Source organism: Pseudoalteromonas caenipelagi (genome assembly GCF_013140855.1).
GTDB lineage: Bacteria > Pseudomonadota > Gammaproteobacteria > Enterobacterales > Alteromonadaceae > Pseudoalteromonas > Pseudoalteromonas caenipelagi.
Map to the genome: position 1 here is coordinate 207,358 of NZ_JABBPG010000004.1, position 21,780 is coordinate 229,137.

A 21,780-nucleotide genomic window follows, 5' to 3' on the forward strand; every position below is an offset into this window, starting at 1 on the left:
AGGCCAATCTGATGATTGGCCTTTATCAATATTTGCGCTTAACGTCTAAGCGTTTTGTACTTTGCTTCGGGCTTTGAACAGTCCTATACAGCCACGCCACATAGCACGGAACAGGCCTCTTACATCGGTCATAATGATGTATAGACATGGCACCAGTAAGAGCGTGATAAGCGTAGCAAACACAACGGCGAAGCCTAGCGATACAGCCATCGGAATAACAAACATAGCCTGTAAGCTGGTTTCAAACATAATCGGTAATACCCCGACAAAGGTGGTAATAGATGTTAAGGTAATTGCTCTAAAGCGCGCACACCCTGCATTGATAACCGCTTCTTTTAGATGCGCTCCTTCTTTGCGTGCCTGATTAACAAAGTCTGTCATCACCAAAGAATCGTTAATAACAACCCCTGCCGCTGCAATAATGCCGTAGGTAGACATCATGCTCAAGTCTAAACCAAAGAACAAATGCCCCCAAATAGCCCCAACCAAACTAAACGGGATCACTGACATAACAATCAGTGGTTGTGCATAGCTTTTCAGTGGAATAGCCAGCAAAATATAGACAATCAACATACCAACAATAAAGAAGACGAGCTGTTCATTCGCTTGTGCTTGTTGCTCTTCAACCGAGCCCCCTAGTTTAGTTTTAACCGATGGGAAGTCTTTGAGTAACTGCGGTAAAATATCATCATCAATACGCTTAGTAACAGCATTAGGCTCTACTACTTCTTCATCAATATTGCCGTACACATAAACAGTACGATAACCTTCTTCACGACGAATATAGCTGATCCCCGGCTTTTCAATCAGGTTAACAACGTCCCCTAGCATCACCTCTTTGCCTTTGGGCGTTTTGATCATGGTGTGTTTTAATGACGAAAATGCTTCTCGCGTCAGTTTAGGATAACGCACCATCACGCGTACTTCTTCACCATTTCGGATCACACGCTGCGCTTCACCACCATAAAAGCTTGCGCCAACCTGATTACCTATGTCTTGTAAAGAGAGCCCTAAGTCATAAGCCACTGGCTTCAATACTAGTTGGATCTCCTTGCTCGCAGGATCAATGGTTGAGCTGATATCAAATAAGCCTTTTTCTTCTTGTAGCATACGGATCAACTGACGGCCTGCGGCATTTAAAGTTTCTATATCAGAGCCATACAATAGGTAGCCAAAGTCACCATCTTGGCCTAAATTGATCACCTCCTCTTCAATTAAAATAGATTTCACACCTGCAATTTCAGGCATGTTCTCTCGCCAGCGACGAGTTAATTCAAAGGTGTTAAATGGGCGAAGCTCTTCATCAACTAAGGGCGCTAAAATGCGACCTTCAGTTCTATCTTGGTTCATTACTAATATGTCGCGAACCATTTTACTACCAAATTCTTGCTCGATTTTCTTATCTTCAGCTATAACTAGCTGCTCTAGCTGACGAATAGCTGCAATGGTTTGCTCGTCTGAGGCATTATCATTCATGGTCAAGTTAATGGCAGGAAAATCATGGGGGATTTTAGGTACAAATAAAGTTCTGACCGCGCCACTGGTGACAAGCGTTATGCTCATAATAAACATACCAACAAAGGCAAACAGAACCGTCCAACGCCATTGCACACACAAAGTCACAAAGCGCTTATACGGACCATTTACAAAACTGAAAAAACGCTTGTTAAAACGCACTCGCCAGCTGTTTTCAGCCATTGGCTCAAACTTAGTATGCGCTATGTGGGCAGGTAGAATAAGCTTAGATTCAACTAAACTAAACGCCAAACACAGTAATACAACCCCCGCAATTGAGATGAAGTTAGAGCTATCAGGCCCACTTGAGAACATCAGTGGTGCAAACACCGCCATGGTCGTAAGTACCCCAAATGTGGCAGGCGTTGCCACCCGTTTTGCACCTCGTACAACGTTTTCTACGCCAGGCCCTTTGTTTTCAATTTCAGTGTAGGCACTTTCTCCTATGACAATGGCATCGTCCACCACAATCCCTAGCACCATAATAAATGCAAACAAAGACACGACATTAATGGTAATACCAAGTAGTGGCATGGTCATGATGGCACCCAAGAAACAAATAGGCAGACCCAACATTACCCACAATGCCAATTTAAAGCGCAAGAAAATTGATAACATGATGGCAACCAAAATTGCACCTTGGAACAGGTTTGTTTTCATCATGTTTAAGCGACCATTGAGATAATAAGTCATATCAACCAGTGGGACGATTTCTACACCTGCGGGCAATTGTGCATTCTTTTGCTCAATATAGGCCTTAACCGTTTCGGCAATCGGGATCATGTTTTGCTCTTTGGTCGCTTTAACCGCAATGTACACGCCATTTTTGCCATTAAGCTTGAAGTAACGCTCACCTTCTGTGAACTCATCCTTCACCACAGCTACATCCTTGAGCAGCAGCTTCGCGCCATTCTCGCCAACCTTCACGGGGATCTGACGGAACTGCTCACCACTATAAGATTGGTTTTCTACTCGAACTGAGATGATGCCAGCATCGGTACGCAGTTGCCCCGCCGATAAATTGGTTGAATAGGCTCTAATAGCCGCAGTCACGTCACTGATGCTCAGGTTATACTGGCGCAGCATATCTGGGTCTATTTCTATGCCTATCTCATCTAAAGGCACATTTACTTCAACCAAAGATACATTGCTTAATTGCAGTAATTCATCTTCAATATTTTTGGCAATGGGTTTTAAGTCTGTTAGCGGTAAGTCAGCGGATACTGTCATACCAATCACATCTTGACGAAACTCTCGCTGACTGACCGTTAACGGTTCCATCGCAGCTGGAAAAGTCGCGATGCCATCAACACGTAGCTTCACTTTATCCATAACATCGGCAAGCTCAACATCTGGGTCTATCTCTAGTGTTGCACTCCCCCCATTACGAAAAGCGCGATATACCCCTTCTTCGATTTCAGTCACATCTTTAAGTGCTTCTTCAATCTTAATTAAAATACTTTCTTCGATTTCTTGCGGTGAGGCACCAGGGTAAGTCGCTTCCACATTGATATAATTGAGCTCAACGTTTGGAAACATTTGTCTTTGAATCGTAAAATATGATGCGATACCGACAATGAGGATAAACCACATCAATAAATTTGCGGCGACTGAGTTATTAGCAAAATAGGCGATAATGCCTGTTTGTTTTTCGTGCTGTTGCATACTCATACTATTCACCCGCCCTTAAAGCTTTTGAGAAGACGGTTGTGCATCTGAAGAGTCAGCGCCTGCTACCTTAACCGCCATGCCTTTTTGCGGATACTCAGGCACTGTAGTAACAATTCGCTCGTTGTCGTTCAAGCCAACATTGACAAAGAAAAACTCCCCTTCTTCGCGGATCACTTGCACCTTACGAGGTTCGAGTTTGTTGTCATCATTTAACAACCATACCGTTTGATTATTCACTAAGTCTTGCGGTAAACGATAAATACGATTAAGTGTTTTACCCGCAAAGTTTACTTGTACAAACGCCCCAAACTTTACGGCTGGTTGATCCGATTTTAAGCCATACGGGTCGTCAATTCTCACCACTAAATTCACCATGCGTGTTTGTGTATCAACCACCCCTAAATCTCTGTCGATCACCGCTTCGCGAGTAAAACCATTTAAGCCACTTTGCGTTACATTGGCTTTTGTACCTGCGACTATTTTGGGCAAAAATGCACTATCAAATCCTGCGATAGGTATGATCACTTCGGCAGATTCAATATTGTTCAGCTGTGCAACCGACGTGCCCACGCCAACAAACTGCCCTAAACCTATATTGCGTGACACAACCAACGCATCATATGGCGCAACTACTTCACAATTATCTAAGTCTCGCTGTGCTCGTTTCAGCGCTGCTTCTGCTGATTTAACAGATGCTCTGGCGCTCATTAATTGCGGTTTACGAAGGAATAAATCAGTGTGTTTTTTGCTAGGAAAGCGTCGTGCTTCATCTTCAGCAACATCAGCAAGGGCTTGCTCTTCAATCAAAGCTGCTTTAGCACGTGAAAGCTCTGCTTGAGCTTGTAGCAATGCGGCTTCATAGTTGTCTTTTTCGATGCGCATTAACACATCCCCACGAGCCACAATACCGCCAGCAATAAAACTAGGATGCCAATATGTCACTTCGCCAGACACTTGTACAGACAGCTGGGTTTGTTCAAATGGTTTAACTTCACCATAACTATTGATCATTACTTGGTGGTCTAAAGCTGAAATAGACTCGACTTCTACCACAGGTCGACTGTCAATGGGTTCCTTTGCTTGTGGATCTGCTGCAATAGCATTTATACCTACAGCGCCGACTACGCCTACCATTAATACCGCAAGGGGCAATATCCATTTGAGAGTTTTTGTTTGCATGACTTCACCTTGTAAAATTTTCCTATGCCTATAGTAACAATTATACGCGCATGGAGAATGTGACATTTGTAATTTTATGTTTCTTACTTTGACATAAAAAAAGATCTTTCCATAGTTAAGATCCTTAGCAACGTGCATCTAACAAGTTGAGAATCACATTACTTACTCACACCGATGAAATTCAACAATACGCTTTATAGATAAATACACGCTTGCATGTATTATTAATACATAACGTTAAAGCCAGTTATATTAGAAAAGGTCACTGTTTTACACTGAGATTTGTTCACGCGTAATTGATCGATAGGTGAGCGAGCCCAGCACAACTGGTGCGCTTTTGCCTCATTACTGATATCTAGCCAGTCATCCATGCTAAGGGCAGGGGTATCTTGGTTATCCAATTTAGTAATAATGTCTCCCACCTCAAGGCCTGTGTTCATTGCGTTTGATGTCACAGATCGCACTACAAAATAACCACTACGCAACTTTCTCAATTCCAAACCAGACAAGTTGTAACGTGATTGGAATCCCTGTTCCCTAGGCCGTAAATACAGCGTATTAGTGTGATAATCAAGGGTAGATATAAACTGATTTAAAAATGCATTTCCAATGATCCACAGCTCATCTTCATCTTCCGTGGGTATAAAGTTTGCTTTTACATTAGATACTGTTAGGTCTGCTATCTGGATACTTTTTACATTTCCTCTTTGGTGCTGCGTTTTGCCTGATAGACCAAAGTCGGCAGCTTCAACAAGTCGCCCCATATCCAGTTTATGTTGTTCAATATACTTCGCGCTTAGCTTTAAATAGTGGCGTGATCCTGTATCTATCACTATTGGCATATCTACAGTGTGATCCGCTGTTAGCTGAAACCTTGCAGGTATATTTAATTTACTAAACGAGCGTGAAAATGATACTGCATGAGTCTTAAATTGGCCCGAGTAAGCTTTGTTTGATAGTACAATCTGTTTCGCTACTTTATCAAACGTCCATGCAAAGTGACGCATCACATCATGACCTATAATGCCATCGAATGTAGCTTCATCACCACGCAAGTAATACTTACTGGTAGAAACTGGGATCACCGCCAACACCATATCTTTAAAGCGCACACTGCCCAGGTCAAACACGTTCACTTGGGTCTTATAAGCTAGGCTTCCCTCTTCATCTCCCCATCCACCTATGAGTAACTCTGCTTGTCTAGGTAACGTCATTTTTTCAACTTTAGGCGTATCAAATAAAGCACTAAAGCTTGCACCACTATCAACGAGCATCTTTAAGTGATGACCATCAATATCTACATACACATAACTTTTTTCACCTTCAAAGTGTGCCGTTAACGGTAGGCTCGTTTGCTCAGACAGCCATATAGGTTTGAGGTCTGAATTTACCCACTTCATACCGACCGTGTTTACAAAACTGCACCCCGATAACATGACCAAGAATGTCACTAACAAATACTTTTTCATACCTAGCCCTAAGCTGATTTCATTACTATCAAAATAAAAGAATAAAGGTGAAAAAATCGTGAAGGAGTTTCTGAAGTTTTCTATAGTCAGCATCACCACAAAATAAAAACAAGTTGCTAGCTGGTCACGCAGTAGATAGAGTGTTGGCAGTGCGAATCGAATTAAATATAACTATGAAGTACTTTATTTTATTACTATTTTTAACGCTAGTAGGCTGTAGCCATACTGCTGAAAAAACAACACCTATACAGATAACGCCACCTGTAACATTAATGAATCATGGCCTGTTTCGGCCCATCCCCGTCACCCAAGAAGCTCGTATTTTTATGTTGCCTGAACATGAGCAACGCGACTTTAAGGAGTATGCTCAACAAGCACAAGAGAAACAGGTTCGAGTCGATCGCATCATTGCAGATTATTTAGAGTCTAGGATCAGTAACTTTAGCTACGATGGCGCTACGCTGACAGCCAGTGAAGTGGTGCAAAGAAATGAAGGTAACTGCATCAGTTTAGCTATATTGACTCAGGCTTATGCCAATTTACTTGGTGTACAAACAAGCTTCAGCGAGGTGGCTTCAATACCTGTTTATAAGCAGCAGAACCAAACCATACTGATATCTCACCACTTTAAGACTAAGCTCTATGCACCTGTAGAACAAAAGCAAGATTGGGTTTACTTTATCCGCCCAGGTACTGTGATCGACTACTTTCCTGTGACAGACATTGCCTTTGTTGGCAGTGCTAGCTATCAAGATTTAGTCGCCAAGTACTATGCAAACTTAGCTACAGAAGCCTTACTCAAAAAACAGTACAACCTAAGTTATTCATTACTTATAAAAGCATTTGAATACACGCCGTATGATCCTGAATTAATTAGTTTGGCCGCGGTGTTACATCGACGCTATGACGATACCAATACAGCACAAAAATTGTATGAATTTGCCTATGACAACCAATTTATATCCAGTAATTTGCTTCATAACTATAGCTTTCTTGCTCAGCAACTTGGCAACACCAAATTAGTAAAAAAACTAGATAAAACACTTTATGATAGCGCCAAAACACCGTTTGACTTTATTCAGCTTGCTGAGCAAGCTATTGCGCGTCATCAATATTTAAATGCTGAAAATATATTGAAAAAGCTAACACATGATACGCCTTATCTGCCCGAACCATTTTTCTCGTTAGCAAAAGTCTCTTACCTTAAAGGCGACACAAAAGCCGCTCAACACTATTTGCAAACCGCAATCGACAAAGCTGAGGATCAAAAAAAGCAAGGGATCTATCAAGCCAAGCTCAATACGTTAAAACAATTTGATAGCAGTTATAACCAAATCAAAGAGCAAAATTAAATACAATGTTAATTTATTATTAACAATGTGTTTACCTTGGCGTTTTTTCGTTCTACCTTATGTGTGTCTAACTTTTAGACAAACATACAACAAGCATGTAAGGATAAACAATGAAAAAACGCTATTTCCTCCCTGTTCTAGGCCTAGCTTCAATGACAGCGCTAGCACAAGCACCTTTAACCGACACACAAATGATGAGCTTCACCAGTAAAACCAATGAAACGGTGATCGGCAAAACAGCAACTCTCAATCTCGCGCTCAGTGGTAAAGCAAATACCATTATGCAAACAATCTCTCATCCAGATGCAAGCTATATCAAACTACACTTTAAAAATGTTAACCTCAAAGGTGGTGGCAAGCTGGTAGTCAGGGCAACGGATAATAGCGAACGCTACGAATACACTCAAGCAGATATGCGCAAGGCTACTTTTGAAAAAGGTGACAATGGAGTCAATCACTTTGCGGCTATGTCAGTATCCAGTGATACAGTCATTGTTGAGTACACTCCGGGCACTGATTTAAACACCACATTAGGTACACCTGTTGTCGACTATTACCATTTCGGTATTGAAAACCAGCTAAGTAGCGATGATTTAGGTACAGACTCTACATGTGGTGCAATGGAGCGCCGCGATGTGCAATGTTGGTCACAATCACACTCTGAAGAATTTGAGCGCAGCCGACCTGTCGCACGTCTAGTAATTGGTGGTCGCAGCCTGTGTACAGGCTGGCGTGTTGGTTCTGACAACCGTATGTTCACTAATAACCACTGTGTCGAAACAGCCTCTGAACTCACCTCAACAGAAGTGTGGTTTAACTACCAGCATACAACGTGTAATGGCACAACAAAGGAAACAGTTGTTAAAGTTACCGGTAAAGATTTCTTAAAAACTGACTATACCCTTGACTATACTTTGTTTACAGTAAACAACTTTGAACAAACACAGCCATTTGGCTACTTTGGTCTTGATGTGAATGATGCTACGCAAGGTCAACGTATTTATATTCCCCAGCACGGTGCAGGCAATCCAAAAGAGTTATCTATCGAATCGGACGAAGATAGCAATGGCTTATGCCAAGTGAACGAAGCTAACGCAAATGGCCGCGGTACAGGCACAGACTTAGGTTACTACTGCGATACTACTGGTGGCTCATCAGGTTCACCAGTTGTAGCAGCGGATACTCGTGATGTAATCGCTTTACATCACCTTGGTGGCTGTACAAACAAAGGCGCGAAAATTAGTAAAATTTGGCCACAAGTATCCAGCATCTTTAACAACGTAGTGCCTGTAGGTGACCAGCCAACTGGTGACCCAGTCCCTGTTGCCAGCTTCACTTATACCTGCAACTTACTAACCTGTCAGTTTGACGGCTCTGCATCACGAGTAACAAACGGTACAATTGAACAACACGAATGGCAATTTGGTGACGGTAGCAACGCTGATTTTGGTAGTAATGTAAGCCACAGTTTTGCCAGCTCTGGTGATTACACCGTAACGCTAAAAGTGACTGACGATAACAACCAAACAGCTTCTGTCAGCAAAACCGTATCAGTGACCAACGCAGATGATCCTGCACAATTGCAAAAAGGTGTCGCAAAAACAGATTTATCAGGTGACAAGTACACTGAGCAATTTTTCTACTTTGACGTACCTGCTGGCGCAACAGATATTACGTTTAAAATGGCGGGTGGTACGGGAGATGCCGACATGTACGTACGTAAAGGCGAAAAGCCAACAACTTCAACCTATGATTGCCGACCTTACCGTTGGGGCAATGGTGAAACTTGTACACAAAATGATGGCGCTGGTCGTTACCACGTAATGATCAGAGCTTTTTCGTCTTTTAATGGCGTACAGCTAACGGCTGACTATACTAATTAAGGCATATCGGGGAGCATGTAGGCGGCAAGTAAGCTTACCAGCGTAAAACGCATACCTGGCATGCTCGTCATTCTCCATATCTGTTTCATACCCAAGGCGACATACAATGTCGCCTTTTCCCTACCAAAGCCAAAGCATGAGCTAAATTATAAATCGTACCAAAGACCTAACCAGGCTCTATTTTCATTTTCAAAGCTATCCCCCTCGACTCGGCTTACGCCCAAATCAACGCGAAAATCGCTCAATCCCGCCGGTGCAAATTTTCCTAACCACGATTGGCCGTTAAAGCTCGTTGACCATTTCAAGCCATAACTTTGTCCAAATACCTGCTCATCAAGTTGATGCTGTTGATAGTACAGCCAAGGAAACTGCGCTTGCAAAGCAATAGCGCCACCATAACCCTCATATCGATGACCTTGGGCAGCATAAAATGGTAAGTCGGGTGCAGTAATCGTGTTGACCATACGACTTTGTGGTAACAAAGACGAGCTCATTCCGCCGAGTTGTAGAGTCTGCTGCTGTCGTTTCGCAAATTGATAAGACACATACATTGGTATATGAAATATCTTACCGAATAGTGTGGCATCAAGGTTTTGGCCTTGCCAATCCTGCCCGTAGGTTTCACCTTCACTCCAAAAACCCGCGAGCTTCTGACCAATAGCAAACGATTGATTATCATATTGCCACTGCTGCTGCGCACCCACTCTTAGCCAACGGTGATCTACGCTTTGACCCTGTGCTTGTTTTTTCCCAAGCAGTCCTGAGAATTGACCTTGCACGTGTAGCTGCTGCCATTGATAGCTATGGCTAAACTGTCCATAAATACCATGTTGTTGCACAGTATCACCTAGGTTTGTACGCTGCTGTTTCTGGCTATCTAACTTATAATCAAATACATGCATATCCCATTGCGAAGCACCTTGCTGATATCTCACTTTGGCAAACACCCCATTGAGTGCATTACCTGCAATATCTTGACTCAATCCAGCATGCCAACTTAGTTTCTCTAAAAAGTCAGACCCTTTTACACCGATATTGAGCAATGATGTACTCGCTGAAGCATACTGTGCCCCCAAAGCCAATGACGCACTCTGTTGCCAAATATCATACTGACTGACAGCCGCCTCATAATGGTATATTGCTGCCGCAGGTAAGCGGATCGACCCGTTAAACTGTTCCGTATCATCCACCGTGTTACTATGCTTAGCGATGCTGTTCTCAGGTACACTTGTGTTGCGAGGCGCCAGTTCATATACCAACTCGCCATGTAAACTGGCTGGTAACTGATACATATCATTGCCTTCAAAACCACTTGATAAATAAAGTAAATCACCACTGGATTGCGCTATTGGAAAGGCAAATAGCGATTGACCCTGCGTTAGCTTATATAAAGCGCCCGTCAGCAATTCAAATCGATAAATATCAACGCACCCCTCAGTCCCTGCGATAAAATAAAGCGCCTCACCAGTTTTAGACCAACTAGGCTGAGTGGCGTATTGATACCCTTGGGGCATCGGCACTTGGATATGCTGCTGGGTAGTTAAATCTTGTATATACAACTGCCAGTTTTGATTTAACGTGTGCTTTAAATAAGCGAGCTTCTGCTGTGTATCGTGCAACGTTGGATAATCATATAACGTACTTAATTGCTTTGAAAATAGCGCCTTAACAGTTTGTTCATGCAAGTTAATCTTTACCAGTTCAGAATGACCATTCATCACCTGCTCGGCAAATACGGTATGCCCATCAGCACTGAGTGTGAAGCGACGAATAGCAACACCTTGCGTCAGTTGCTCAATCTTGCCTGTCTTAAGTGACCAACTAAATAGCTCCCCTCGGCGCACCTGCTTTACATCCTTGTCATTTACCGATGCAACAAAATAAAGCGTGTGGTTATCACGCCACTGTGGATAACGTATGCCTGAAAAGTTTATTGGCTCGAGTGTATGAAGCGTTTTTTTTGCAAAAACTATTGGCCTAACATCTGCAATGTCTTGCGGATCGGCGCTTAAAATTTCTTTTTGTTTATCATTAAACTTTTGTTCTGCAGTGGCGTCAGTTTTAGTCTCATAAACGTTGAGTTTTACTCTGCCTTTGGCATCACTTTCAACAATCGCAAGCATGCTGCCATCCGCGCTGAGCACCGGACTCGTGGCAGCATACTGATAGTCTTGCCAAAGGTCGCTCATCAGGGGCGGCTCTTGTTGCTCTTTAGACATCGCTTGATAAGTAAACTCAGCTACAAATCGACGATAAAGTGTACTAGGATGGTCGGAAAAAACGCCATAAAATGCACTGTCAAAATCTCGAGACTCCACGGCTCTCATACGCGTCCACACGGCATCAAGCAGTTGTTCTGAGTAATGCTGTTCAAGCCAAGCTAAAAAACGCCCGCCTATCAAGTATGCCATGGATTTCGAGTAATACTCGTCGTTCCCTTCATTTAACTGAGCATAGGATAATAGAGCGCCTTGTTGAGCAAGCTCTGTTAATAGCGCCTCACCAAAGTTGTCATTAATTCGCCCTCGCCCAGTCATTTTCGATTCCATTAATGTGGCATACCCTTCAGCAACCCAACGTGGCATCATCGCCTGAGAAATATCGTATAAATCCCAAGTATCGCGAAGTGCTTGTCGCCATCGGTGTCGACTGGGCTGTGATAAATGTACCAAATGTATGTACTCATGCAGAATTAATAGCTGCTGCCAGCTGGCATGATTTGATATAGCCGTGTCTGATTGAGGTGGCGTGGTAAACAAGGCCATAAGCGGGTTATCAGTGCTTGGTAGCGCAAATCCATTTGCAGCATGAATGGGGTCAAATACCACCACATCGGCTTTACCCTCAAGCACACGCTTTTGTTGCTGCCACACTTTATCTCTGACTATTTCAAGTTCTTGTGCAGCTGAGCGTGCCCACGCTTCGTTCCCCTGCGTGTAGTGAATATTAAAGTGCTCAGTATTAAGCGTAAACCAGTGTGCAGCACTCCAAGCTGGCATCACCAATAGGCTCGCTAGTTTAATACAACCGGCAGCAAGTACTCTTAAGCGCATAATTCCATGACCTTATAATATTATTAACGTTCAAATTATGCCCACAAATTATCTTTGTAAGTGTATTAAATTGTAAGCGTTGATGAAAAACTCGATATGGGGTAAGACAATGAAATGCAGCGCTAAAGTAAAGCTGTATATACAAGCTGAAGCAACCCCCTATGCACACAAGGTGAGGCACTCAAGACGTACCCCAGCCTAATACGGCAAATGGGATACGTTTTGCTAAAAGATAATCGAACCTAAATCCAACGGATAATGGTTGCAAGCGTATGGCTTTTACCAGGTTCCACAGTGACCATATCACCCATCACATTCGCTGCTTCTAAACACAACATGGTGTGATATTCATCATCTCGGAAGTTACTTAATCGTTTTGACTTTTCAATCCAAGGATTCCACAACACACAAGAGCTTGAATTCTCTCTTGTCACTTCAATGCAGCCCTCGGGAGTGTGGATTGTTTGCGTTACGCCAGCTTGGGTATAGACCATATCTGTTTCACGCGTGAAACCGACGACATCCTGTTGCACAAATGGTCCTTCGTTAAATTCGATATAAGTTGCGCCCTGTAGGCCGTCAACCGTAGTACGCTTAATATCAGGTGTGGGAAAGTAAGTGTGTAAAGCTTGAGAGAGTGTAAACGCTCGGTCACCTAAATTGGTGTTTGTTAAGCGCACCTCCAGCTGCTCTGAAAAACGAAACTCAACTTCCAACTTAGAATTATAAGGCCAGTAAGTTTCATCCACCAAACGCATTGGTAACGACAAGCGCACAACAATGTGATCGCTAAATTCATTCACCTCTTCTGCACGCCATAATAGCTTACGTGCAACACCATGAATCGGCCAATCCGCTTTTTCATGAATGCCAAACCAAGGCCAACAAATTGGTATACCACCTCGTATTGGCTTCCCCTCTTGGTAATCTTCATCAGCAGACACCCAAATTAAGCTGTTTTGTCCTTTGGGTGTAAATTCGCTCAGCTGAGCCCCTTGCAAAAATACTTTGCCAGAGCATAGTGGACTGTCAACGTTGATATATTCAAGACCACTGTCGGTATGTTGAATAGACACGGATGCTGATAATTCCATCTTTCACCTTATTGTTGAGTCTATGACTGGCCCTACATTACCGAAAATATGCGCCATGAGTAAATAAATAACGGCGAATAATGAAGGTTTTTCATCATTCGCCGTTAGCGTGAGGTAAACCGGTTACACCTTAAATTGACCGACAAGATCGGAAAGCTTCATAGATAATTTATTCATTTTTTCACCACTTTGCGCGGTATTAGCAGCAACTTCCGTCACATTGTCTGCCGCATTTTTTATTTCTACGACATTGCGGCTGATATCTTCAGCTACATGCTGTTGCTCTTCCGCTGCCGTTGCAATTTGCATATTCACATCACTGATCGTTTGAATGGATTGCGTAATATCTATAAATTGAGTCTGTGCAGATTCACTGAGCTGCACTGCACTTTCTGTTCTTTGCAAACTTTTGTTCATTTCTTGTGATACTTGCTCAGTCATTTTGCGTAACTTATCTAGTTGAGATGCTATCTCTTCGGTTGATTCGGAGGTGCGCTGTGACAACGCCCGCACTTCATCTGCAACCACAGCAAAACCACGGCCATGTTCACCAGCTCTTGCTGCTTCTATTGCGGCATTGAGCGCAAGTAGGTTGGTTTGCTCTGCAATTCCCCTGATCACACTCAGTATCGACATAATATTCTCACTTTCACTATCAAGTTGAGTAATATTTGAGTTAGCATCGGTGATCACTAATGACAGCTCCGCCACCCCCTCAACCGTTTGCGTAATTACACTTTGTCCAAGTTCAGCCGCTTGCTGTGTTTGCGATGCCAGCTCTGCTGCATTGGCACAACTTGCAGCAACTTCATTGGCCGTTGCGGCCATTTCGTTAATCGCTGTGGCTGCCATTTCCAGCGCTTGTCGCTGTTGTGATGTGGAGTCGGTCAATTCAGCCGCTTGCGAAGAGGTTTCTTGCGCCGTATGGGTCACCTGCTGTGCACACTGGTTTATTTGCGTTACTAACTGCGCAATCAGATTTAGGAATAAATTAAAGCTATTGGCTAGTTTGCCGGTTTCATCTTTGGTCTTAATATCTAATCTTTGTGTTAAGTCGCCACCCCCTTGGGAAATTACCGTCAGTCCATCACTGACGGCAATAATAGGTCCAGAAATCAAGCGTGAAATATACGTGCCCAGCGCCACAAAAACGGCAATCAGAATTGCGCTTAACACCACGATGGTGATCGTCATGCCGTTTGCTGACGCCATGACCTCGCTTTTTTGCACTAAACCTACAAACTTCCAGCCCAATGATTTTGAAGTATAAATATTGGCAAAGTAGTCTTTCCCTTGAAGTGTTACTTCATGTAGTCCACTATCAAATGTTGCTATTGGGCTAAATACGCCGTTTGCAACTTCGTTAAACGCCTTAAAAGTATGCTCTGGGTATTTTGCATCTGCCAGTACAGTACCGGTATCTTCAACCAACACTAAATATCCGGTTTCTCCCAAGCGGATTTTCTTTACAATTCCTGTTAAGTCATTCAGTGATACATCCATTCCTTGCGCCCCAATGAGCCGACCGTCTTGCATAATGGCCTTTGCGGTCGACACTATCACCATATCATCCGGTGGCCAGTAATAAGCATTGGTACGTACAGCCTTACCCGCGGCCCCCTCTGCAGTTTGATACCAAGGCCGATTACGAGGGTCATATCCTGCGTTAACTTCCCCTTGCGGCCATTGAATATAGCCGCCTTCTGTATTACCCATGTAAATGTAAGCAATACCAGGGTGAGTATCTCCAAACAGCTCAAATACTTGATAAGCTTCTTTTTCAATCGGTGAGTTTTGCAAGGAAGTGAGATTGGTTGCGGAACTTTTATCAAAATAGGTCTCAATGCCTGAACGTGCAGCAATCACATTTGGATGGCTAGCTAGATAATCTACGTTTTTGGCAATTTCTGCGAAGAACATCGAGATGCCATTGTCGATTTGTAAGGCCTCTCGGTTGGCCATTTCAGTGAAGCTTTCTAAAGACGCTTGGCGGGTTTGTGAAATCATCAGCCCAGCAATTATGATTAACGGCAACGCAATTGCAGACATAAATGCCAAGCGTAGCTTTTGCGAAATTCTCATACCTACACCAACTTCGAAAGTTCATCATAAAAATATAGTTAGCGATTTCTACTATGGTCAAGCATTCGGAACGTAATCATATGAATTTATAATAATAACTCTGTGTTTCTAATTTGAGTTAACACCTCAAAATAGTCTACCCTAATAAAGACAAGTAACTATCACAGTAACTCAAAAGTGGGTAACCATGCATAAACTAACACCTCTTGCGCTCGCAATGAGCCTTCTCCCAGCTTTTGCTCAGGCAAACGATGGAGAAATAGCTAAATTAAAACAGCAACTTGCAGACTTACAAAAGCAGATCCAAAAGCTAGAGCAAAAATCTGCACAAAAGCCGAAAGAAAAAACATCGGGCATCAAAGTCGGCGGCGCAGTGCGTACTAACTTTAGTCATACATCTTATAACGATGGTAATAAAAATCGCGGTGGCGACTTCGACTTCGATATATTTCGGGTTAACTTCTCTGGTGATATTGGGGATGTGCAACTTAATGCCGAAATCCGATTTTTTGACTATATGAGCGCCATTAAATATGCCTATGTTGGCTACGATTTTGCCAAAGACTGGCAAGTACAAGCAGGCATAACAAAAGTACCTTTTGGCAACTGGCCATATAACTCGCACAACTATTTTTTCAATACCACTTACTATATCGGCCTTGAAGATGACCACGATTTAGGGCTGTTGTTCAAACGTAAGCTCAAAGATAACTGGCAGTTAGATATCGGCTTTTTCAAAAATGACGAGTTAGGTGGTGTAGATGGTTATGTAGAAGACCGCAATGACCGTTACTCGTATGACATTGTCGGTTACCGTAAAGCAGGCGATGGCATTTATGACAACCCAGCGCAACCGTTGGGAGAATACAACACGCTTGCAGGGCGTTACGCCTACCACTTCAAACACAAAGGTGGCACAACTGAAGTCGGCTTTTCCGGTCAAACTGGTGGCCTTCACAATGGTGTAGAGCGCGAAGGTGATTATCAATCTTGGGCTGTGCATCTTAACAGTAACATGGGCCCTTGGAACTTCCAGCTGCAACATGGTGAATATGATTATGACATTGACGGTGTTGACCGCATGGCTGTTGGCGCTTACGCGTTTTATGACAGTATGGCCGCTCAAGCGACTACCACTAATTTGAATGTGGCCTATAGCTTACCTATCAAATGGGGCGCTGTAACTGGGCTACAATTTTACAATGACTTTGGCATCATCTACGACAAATCTGATCATAGTGAAAACACTTGGATGAATGTCACTGGAGTGTCGGTCGCAGCAGGTGGTTTTTTTACCTATTTTGACTTTGTAAATGCTAAAAACCAACCGTTTGTTGGAGGGTCTATTGCTGGCGACAGTGACGACACCGAGCAACGCTTTAATATTAATATTGGTTACTACTTCTAGCAGACGTTTGCGCAGCAGTCAGCAAGGCACTACACGCTTATGACTGCTGCAAAACTCGCAAACTTATTGCTATATGATAAGCTTTAGATATCCAACTTATGCGTGAGCGCAGCTATGGAAAAACTTTTTAATCGGTGTTTTTGGCTTCATGTTGCAGGCATTACTTTTGTTGGCTTAGGCTTCGTTGGTATTGTGTTACCTGTGATGCCAACTACCGTCTTTTTTATATTGGCACTGGCCTGTTTTACGCGCTCCAACCCAAAGCTGGCCAATTGGCTACTGACACACAAAAAGTTTGGCCCAAGCCTGGTGCAATGGCATGAACATCGCGTGATCCCCAAAAAAGGCAAATATTATGCCCTGCTCGGTATGTCATTCGGTTTTGTTGTTCTGCTATTGAGTCAACCTGCGATTTGGGTATTAGTTAGCGTGGCACTGTGCGAATTGCTGGTTATCGCTTATATTTTTTCAAAACCATCACATCCCCCACTAAGCTAAAGTGCAACCATCAGCATATCCTCGGCCGCGCTTTTTTGTATAATGTTTGCCTCTATTACGACAAGGATTTGCAATGAATTTAAACCAAGTCACTCTGCCCGTTGATAATATGGCGCTATGCACTCACTTTTATCGTTTATTAGGGTTTTTACAAATCGTTGATACTCCACATTACGCACGCTTTGAATGCCCTAATGGCGCAACATTTTCATTATCGTTGAGCGACTGTGAGCAGCCAAATGGGGCTACCATTTATTTTGAGCATGAGCAGCTTGATGAGTGGGTGACACAGCTACAACACAAAGGCATCACGTTTACTGAGCTGCCACAAGATAAACGCTATTTATGGCGCGAGGCAAAATTACAGGACCCCAGCGGTAACAAAATCATACTTTATTGGGCAGGAGAAAACCGCTTAAACCCACCTTGGAGGGTAGAGAAGCGCGCGTAATGCATAGTTCCCATAGAAAAAACCGAATACGGCAATCGAGATAACTCACTGTCAATCCAGTAAGTTCGTATCTATAGTCTAAAATACAGTCAATGCTTGCCAGTTAGCAAAGAGGATAACGAGCAAGCTAGTCATGTACAATTTTAGTCTAAAAGGTAAGCGCATGGATCAAAACAACAAAACTACCACTGGGAAATGCCCCGTTATGCACGGCAGCAATACACGTGTAGGTGATAATCGCACCAAAAATACCGATTGGTGGCCCAACCAACTCAACCTCAAGATTCTTCATCAGAATGATAAGAAAGCCAATCCTCTAGGTGCAAATTTTGACTATGCAAAAGCCTTTAACAGACTAGATTTGAGCGCCGTCAAGCAAGACCTTGATGCGTTAATGACCGACTCTAAAGCTTGGTGGCCAGCGGATTTTGGTCATTATGGTCCGTTTATGATCCGTATGGCATGGCATGCAGCTGGCACATATCGTACCGCCGATGGCAGAGGCGGCGCTGCAACTGGCAATCAACGTTTTGCGCCCTTAAATAGCTGGCCTGATAATGCCAATTTAGATAAGGCTCGACGTTTACTATGGCCTGTGAAACAAAAATATGGCAACAGCATTTCATGGGCCGACTTATTCATATTGGCTGGCAATGTAGCGCTGGAGTCTATGGGTTTAAAAACCTTTGGCTTTGCAGGTGGTAGAGAAGATATTTGGGAGCCTGAAGAAGATATTTACTGGGGCGTTGAAAAAGAGTGGCTAGAGAACAATCGTTACAGCGGCGATAGAAACCTAGAAAACCCATTAGCGGCGGTACAAATGGGCTTGATTTATGTAAACCCAGAAGGGCCGGATGGCAACCCAGATCCCGTCGCTTCGGGACGCGATATTCGTGAAACCTTCAAACGCATGGCGATGGACGATGCGGAAACAGTGGCACTCACCGCTGGCGGACACACCTTTGGTAAGTGTCACGGTGCAGCGGCAGATTCTCACGTTGGGCCGGAGCCAGAAGCCGCGCCCATAGAAGACATGGGATTTGGCTGGAAAAACCAATATGGCAATGGTTGCGGCTCAGATACCATTACCAGTGGTATTGAAGGCGCTTGGACGCCAACGCCTACACAGTGGGATAACAGCTACTTTGACATGCTGTTTGGCTACCAATGGACCTTATCAACCAGTCCTGCCGGCGCAAAGCAATGGGTGCCCATAGAACTTGCTGCTGAGCACCATGCACCAGATGTCGAGGATGCCAACAAACGCGTTGGTATTATGATGACCACTGCCGATATGGCGATGCGTGAAGATCCAAAGTATCACGACATATCAAAACATTACCATGAAAATCCAGAGGCCTTTGCAGATGCCTTTGCCCGTGCTTGGTTTAAACTCACTCACCGAGATTTAGGTCCTAAATCGCGTTACTTAGGTGCTGAAGTACCCGATGAAGATTTATTGTGGCAAGACCCACTTCCCGCAGTCACTCACGAACTAGTCGACCAGCGAGATATCGATCACTTAGCGGCTCAAATCCTTGCATCTGGGTTAAGCGTGTCTGAGCTGGTATATACAGCTTGGTCATCGGCCTCAACCTTTAGAGGCTCAGATTGCCGCGGAGGCGCCAATGGTGCGCGTATTCGCCTTGCTCCGCAAAACCAATGGCCCGTTAATCAGCCTGAGCAATTGCAAAAAGTCCTTTCACAACTGGGGCAAATTCAACAGCGTTTTAACGACGAGCAAACCACAAATAAAGCTATTTCACTGGCCGACTTGATAGTCCTAGCGGGTGCCGTCGCCATTGAAAAAGCGGTTAAAGATGCAGGGTTTGATGTATTAGTACCATTTATTCCTGGGCGCAGCGATGCCTGTGTAGAGCAAACCGATGTTGAATCGTTTGACGTATTAGAACCCATTGCTGATGGCTTTAGAAATTACCAGAAAAAAGAGTACAGCATCAGTGCCGAAGAGCTATTGCTAGACAAAGCACAACTGTTAACGCTCACCGCTCCTGAAATGACCGTGTTAATTGGCGGGCTACGCGTACTTAACGTCAATTTTGAGCAACGACCTCACGGCGTATTTACCGAGCGCCCAGGCGTATTAACTAACGACTTTTTTGTTAACTTGTTAGATATGGACACACAATGGCGCCAAGAAGACGAAGGCGGCAATACATTTATCGGCTACTGCCGCGCAACTGGTCAGCAAAAATGGCAAGCAACCCGTGTAGATTTAGTCTTCGGCTCAAACTCACAGCTAAGAGCCATTAGCGAAGTATATGGCTGCCAAGACAATCAGGTTAAATTTGTAGAAGACTTTATTAATGCTTGGAACAAGGTCATGAACACCGACCGCTTTGATATTAGATAAGTATTAATATGATGAAGGAGCACACTTGCTGTGCTCCTTTGTGTTGGTTGTGGCTGTGGTTATCACTTTCTACTTAGGCACAAGCCCCCACTCTACACAACGCCAATCATTAGGCTTGCCAGTGTCATTTTCAAAAATACAGATACCGCCGGTAGGCACTTTGAGGTTACTAAAGTTAAACATTGGGTCAATAACATGGCTAAATCGCATAATACCGTTACTGCTGACCATTAAGGTGGTACTGTCGGCCTGAGTGTGTAATAAATTTTGTGCAAATGCATGCCAACCAGCGCGCAGCTCATCAGGGTTTACTAACCATCCAGGTGGTACTTGTGCCTCTTTATTCCACTTATCAATCAAAGACTTGCCAAGTGCTAAGTCGCCATTACCCAAACGCTTCATCACCGCGTCTTCTACTTGGTTTTCATCCGGCCCGTAATCTATTTCGTTTAAAAATTCGTCTTTTTGAATCGCTGCTTCATCAATATTCAGTACACCACAAATCAACTTGGCAGTTTGTTGATGACGTTTTAACGGGCCTGCGTAGACCACATCTGGCACCAACTGGTTATCACGTAAGTAATGGCCTACAGCGGTGCCTTTAACCTGTTCAACTAAGTCTAAATCTGTACGTGCGCCTACTCGTGTAGGGGTGTCTGTTGGCAAAAAGGTGTTGCCGTGTCTTACTACAATTAAGCGTGTTGTCATGGAATATCCTGTTATCGAGCGCTCACTTCACCCCGCCCGATATATCATTTCAAATATGTAAGCCGTTAAGGGGTCAGTTTATACTCACCGTCGCTGGCAATAATGGCCTCAGCGCGCTCTATGTCTTCGGGGCTGTCGACTCCACTCATACCGGTACGGCCTTGGTAACTAACAGGTACCATTTTCACGGCCATTTCATTTTCTAAAAAACGCATTTGCTCTAGCCCCTCACAGCTTTCGTAGGTGCTTTCAGGTAAAGAAAAATATGCTTCAAGTGCTTTGGCTGTATAACCGTACAAACCAATATGGCGTTTTACTGGTGAAAGCTCTGACGCTGCGCGCATGTTGGCTTCTTTGCGTATGGCTGGAATGATATTTTTACTAAAAGTTAAAGCCAGTTGCGCTTTGTTTATCTGCACAGTAGTCCCGCTAAATGGTGTGCTCTTTTTTACTTCTCGAAGTTTATCCAGCTCTTGCCATGTTAGCTCAACATAAGGCGTAAATACTTCGCCTACGTCACTGGCACGCCAAGACTCAATTAACGAGCTAATAAACCAAGGTGGGCAAAGAGGGTTATCGCCTTGTAAGTTAACAATAAAATCTGGTTTATCTGCTAGTTGTTGTAAAACATCATAGCAACGTTCGGTGCCACTGCTGCAGTGCTCTGAGGTCATCACACAAGGCACTTGGTTTTGCTCACACAGCTGCACAATGCGCTCATCATCGGTTGCCACCACATACTCACACTGTGCTTGGTGTTGGCACACATCACTGGCAATATCAGCAACTCGCAACAACATTTCTCTGCCAGCAATTTTTATTAACGGTTTGCCGGGTAATCGGGTGCTGCCATATCGAGCAGGGATCACTATCAACGTTTTGTGCATTGAAAAGTCCTTAGAAATAATTGAAGGAGGCTAAGTTATTTTAATAACTTTATACAGCGCTCATTATAGAACGTCTGTTGTACTGCTTTAAAGGTCTGCTTCATCAATAACTTTGCTTTTTAGTAAATCTGCAGGGCAGAGTTAAACACCAACAAA

Annotated in this window: 14 protein-coding genes; 6 read left to right on the forward strand and 8 right to left on the reverse strand. The window is 43.7% G+C overall.

Going from position 1 to position 21,780, the window contains the following annotated elements; all coding sequences use genetic code 11:
• Positions 1-45: 45 nt before the first annotated feature.
• The 3 genes from HG263_RS11855 to HG263_RS11865 form a co-directional block, all read right to left on the reverse strand.
• Positions 46-3,186 carry an efflux RND transporter permease subunit gene (locus HG263_RS11855; RefSeq protein WP_171626287.1) on the reverse strand — a complete coding sequence of 1,047 codons (3,141 nt, stop codon included), beginning with the start codon at positions 3,184-3,186 and terminating at the stop codon, positions 46-48.
• A 15-nt stretch (positions 3,187-3,201) separates the two neighbouring features.
• Positions 3,202-4,365, reverse strand: coding sequence for an efflux RND transporter periplasmic adaptor subunit (locus HG263_RS11860; protein ID WP_171626288.1), 1,164 nt, complete (start codon positions 4,363-4,365; stop codon positions 3,202-3,204).
• Between the two features lie 224 nt (positions 4,366-4,589).
• Entirely contained in the window at positions 4,590-5,834 is a 1,245-nt protein-coding gene (locus HG263_RS11865; protein ID WP_171626289.1) for an aspartyl protease family protein, read from the reverse strand.
• A gap of 173 nt (positions 5,835-6,007) precedes the next feature.
• Here HG263_RS11865 and HG263_RS11870 point away from each other — a divergent pair, with 173 nt between their 5' ends.
• Positions 6,008-7,186, forward strand: coding sequence for a tetratricopeptide repeat protein (locus tag HG263_RS11870; RefSeq protein ID WP_171626290.1), 1,179 nt, complete (start codon positions 6,008-6,010; stop codon positions 7,184-7,186).
• Between the two features lie 110 nt (positions 7,187-7,296).
• Positions 7,297-9,069, forward strand: a complete 1,773-nt coding sequence (locus HG263_RS11875) for a PKD domain-containing protein (protein WP_171626291.1) — start codon at positions 7,297-7,299, stop codon at positions 9,067-9,069.
• Positions 9,070-9,215: 146 nt separating this feature from the next.
• On the opposite strand, the gene HG263_RS11880 is transcribed toward HG263_RS11875, so the two are convergent.
• From HG263_RS11880 to HG263_RS11890, 3 genes are all read right to left on the reverse strand, one after another.
• Positions 9,216-12,122, reverse strand: coding sequence for a TolB family protein (locus HG263_RS11880; RefSeq protein WP_246239951.1), 2,907 nt, complete (start codon positions 12,120-12,122; stop codon positions 9,216-9,218).
• Positions 12,123-12,364: 242 nt separating this feature from the next.
• On the reverse strand, positions 12,365-13,216 hold the full coding sequence (locus HG263_RS11885) for a D-hexose-6-phosphate mutarotase (protein ID WP_171626292.1): 852 nt from the start codon (positions 13,214-13,216) through the stop codon (positions 12,365-12,367).
• 123 nt (positions 13,217-13,339) lie between these two features.
• Positions 13,340-15,298: a methyl-accepting chemotaxis protein gene (locus HG263_RS11890; protein WP_171626293.1), complete on the reverse strand. Its 1,959-nt coding sequence runs from the start codon at positions 15,296-15,298 to the stop codon at positions 13,340-13,342.
• Between the two features lie 187 nt (positions 15,299-15,485).
• Between HG263_RS11890 and HG263_RS11895 the strand changes: the two genes are divergently transcribed.
• The 4 genes from HG263_RS11895 to katG all read left to right on the forward strand — a co-directional run bounded on the left by HG263_RS11895 (position 15,486) and on the right by katG (position 20,029).
• Complete coding sequence (locus tag HG263_RS11895; protein ID WP_171626294.1) at positions 15,486-16,706, forward strand: porin; 1,221 nt, start codon at positions 15,486-15,488, stop codon at positions 16,704-16,706.
• A 114-nt stretch (positions 16,707-16,820) separates the two neighbouring features.
• Positions 16,821-17,204 (forward strand): YbaN family protein, encoded by a 384-nt coding sequence (locus HG263_RS11900; RefSeq protein WP_171626295.1) that lies wholly within the window; start codon positions 16,821-16,823, stop codon positions 17,202-17,204.
• 73 nt (positions 17,205-17,277) lie between these two features.
• Positions 17,278-17,655, forward strand: coding sequence for a VOC family protein (locus tag HG263_RS11905; protein WP_171626296.1), 378 nt, complete (start codon positions 17,278-17,280; stop codon positions 17,653-17,655).
• A 163-nt stretch (positions 17,656-17,818) separates the two neighbouring features.
• Positions 17,819-20,029 (forward strand): catalase/peroxidase HPI, encoded by a 2,211-nt coding sequence (gene katG / locus HG263_RS11910; RefSeq protein ID WP_171626297.1) that lies wholly within the window; start codon positions 17,819-17,821, stop codon positions 20,027-20,029.
• Positions 20,030-20,098: 69 nt separating this feature from the next.
• Here the strand turns inward: katG and HG263_RS11915 are convergent, their stop codons facing one another.
• The gene (locus HG263_RS11915; RefSeq protein WP_171626298.1) at positions 20,099-20,737 is read right to left on the reverse strand and encodes a histidine phosphatase family protein; all 639 of its coding nucleotides are present in this window, start codon (positions 20,735-20,737) and stop codon (positions 20,099-20,101) included.
• Between the two features lie 65 nt (positions 20,738-20,802).
• Positions 20,803-21,624, reverse strand: a complete 822-nt coding sequence (locus HG263_RS11920) for a 3-deoxy-manno-octulosonate cytidylyltransferase family protein (protein WP_171626299.1) — start codon at positions 21,622-21,624, stop codon at positions 20,803-20,805.
• Between the last annotated feature and the right edge of the window lie 156 nt (positions 21,625-21,780).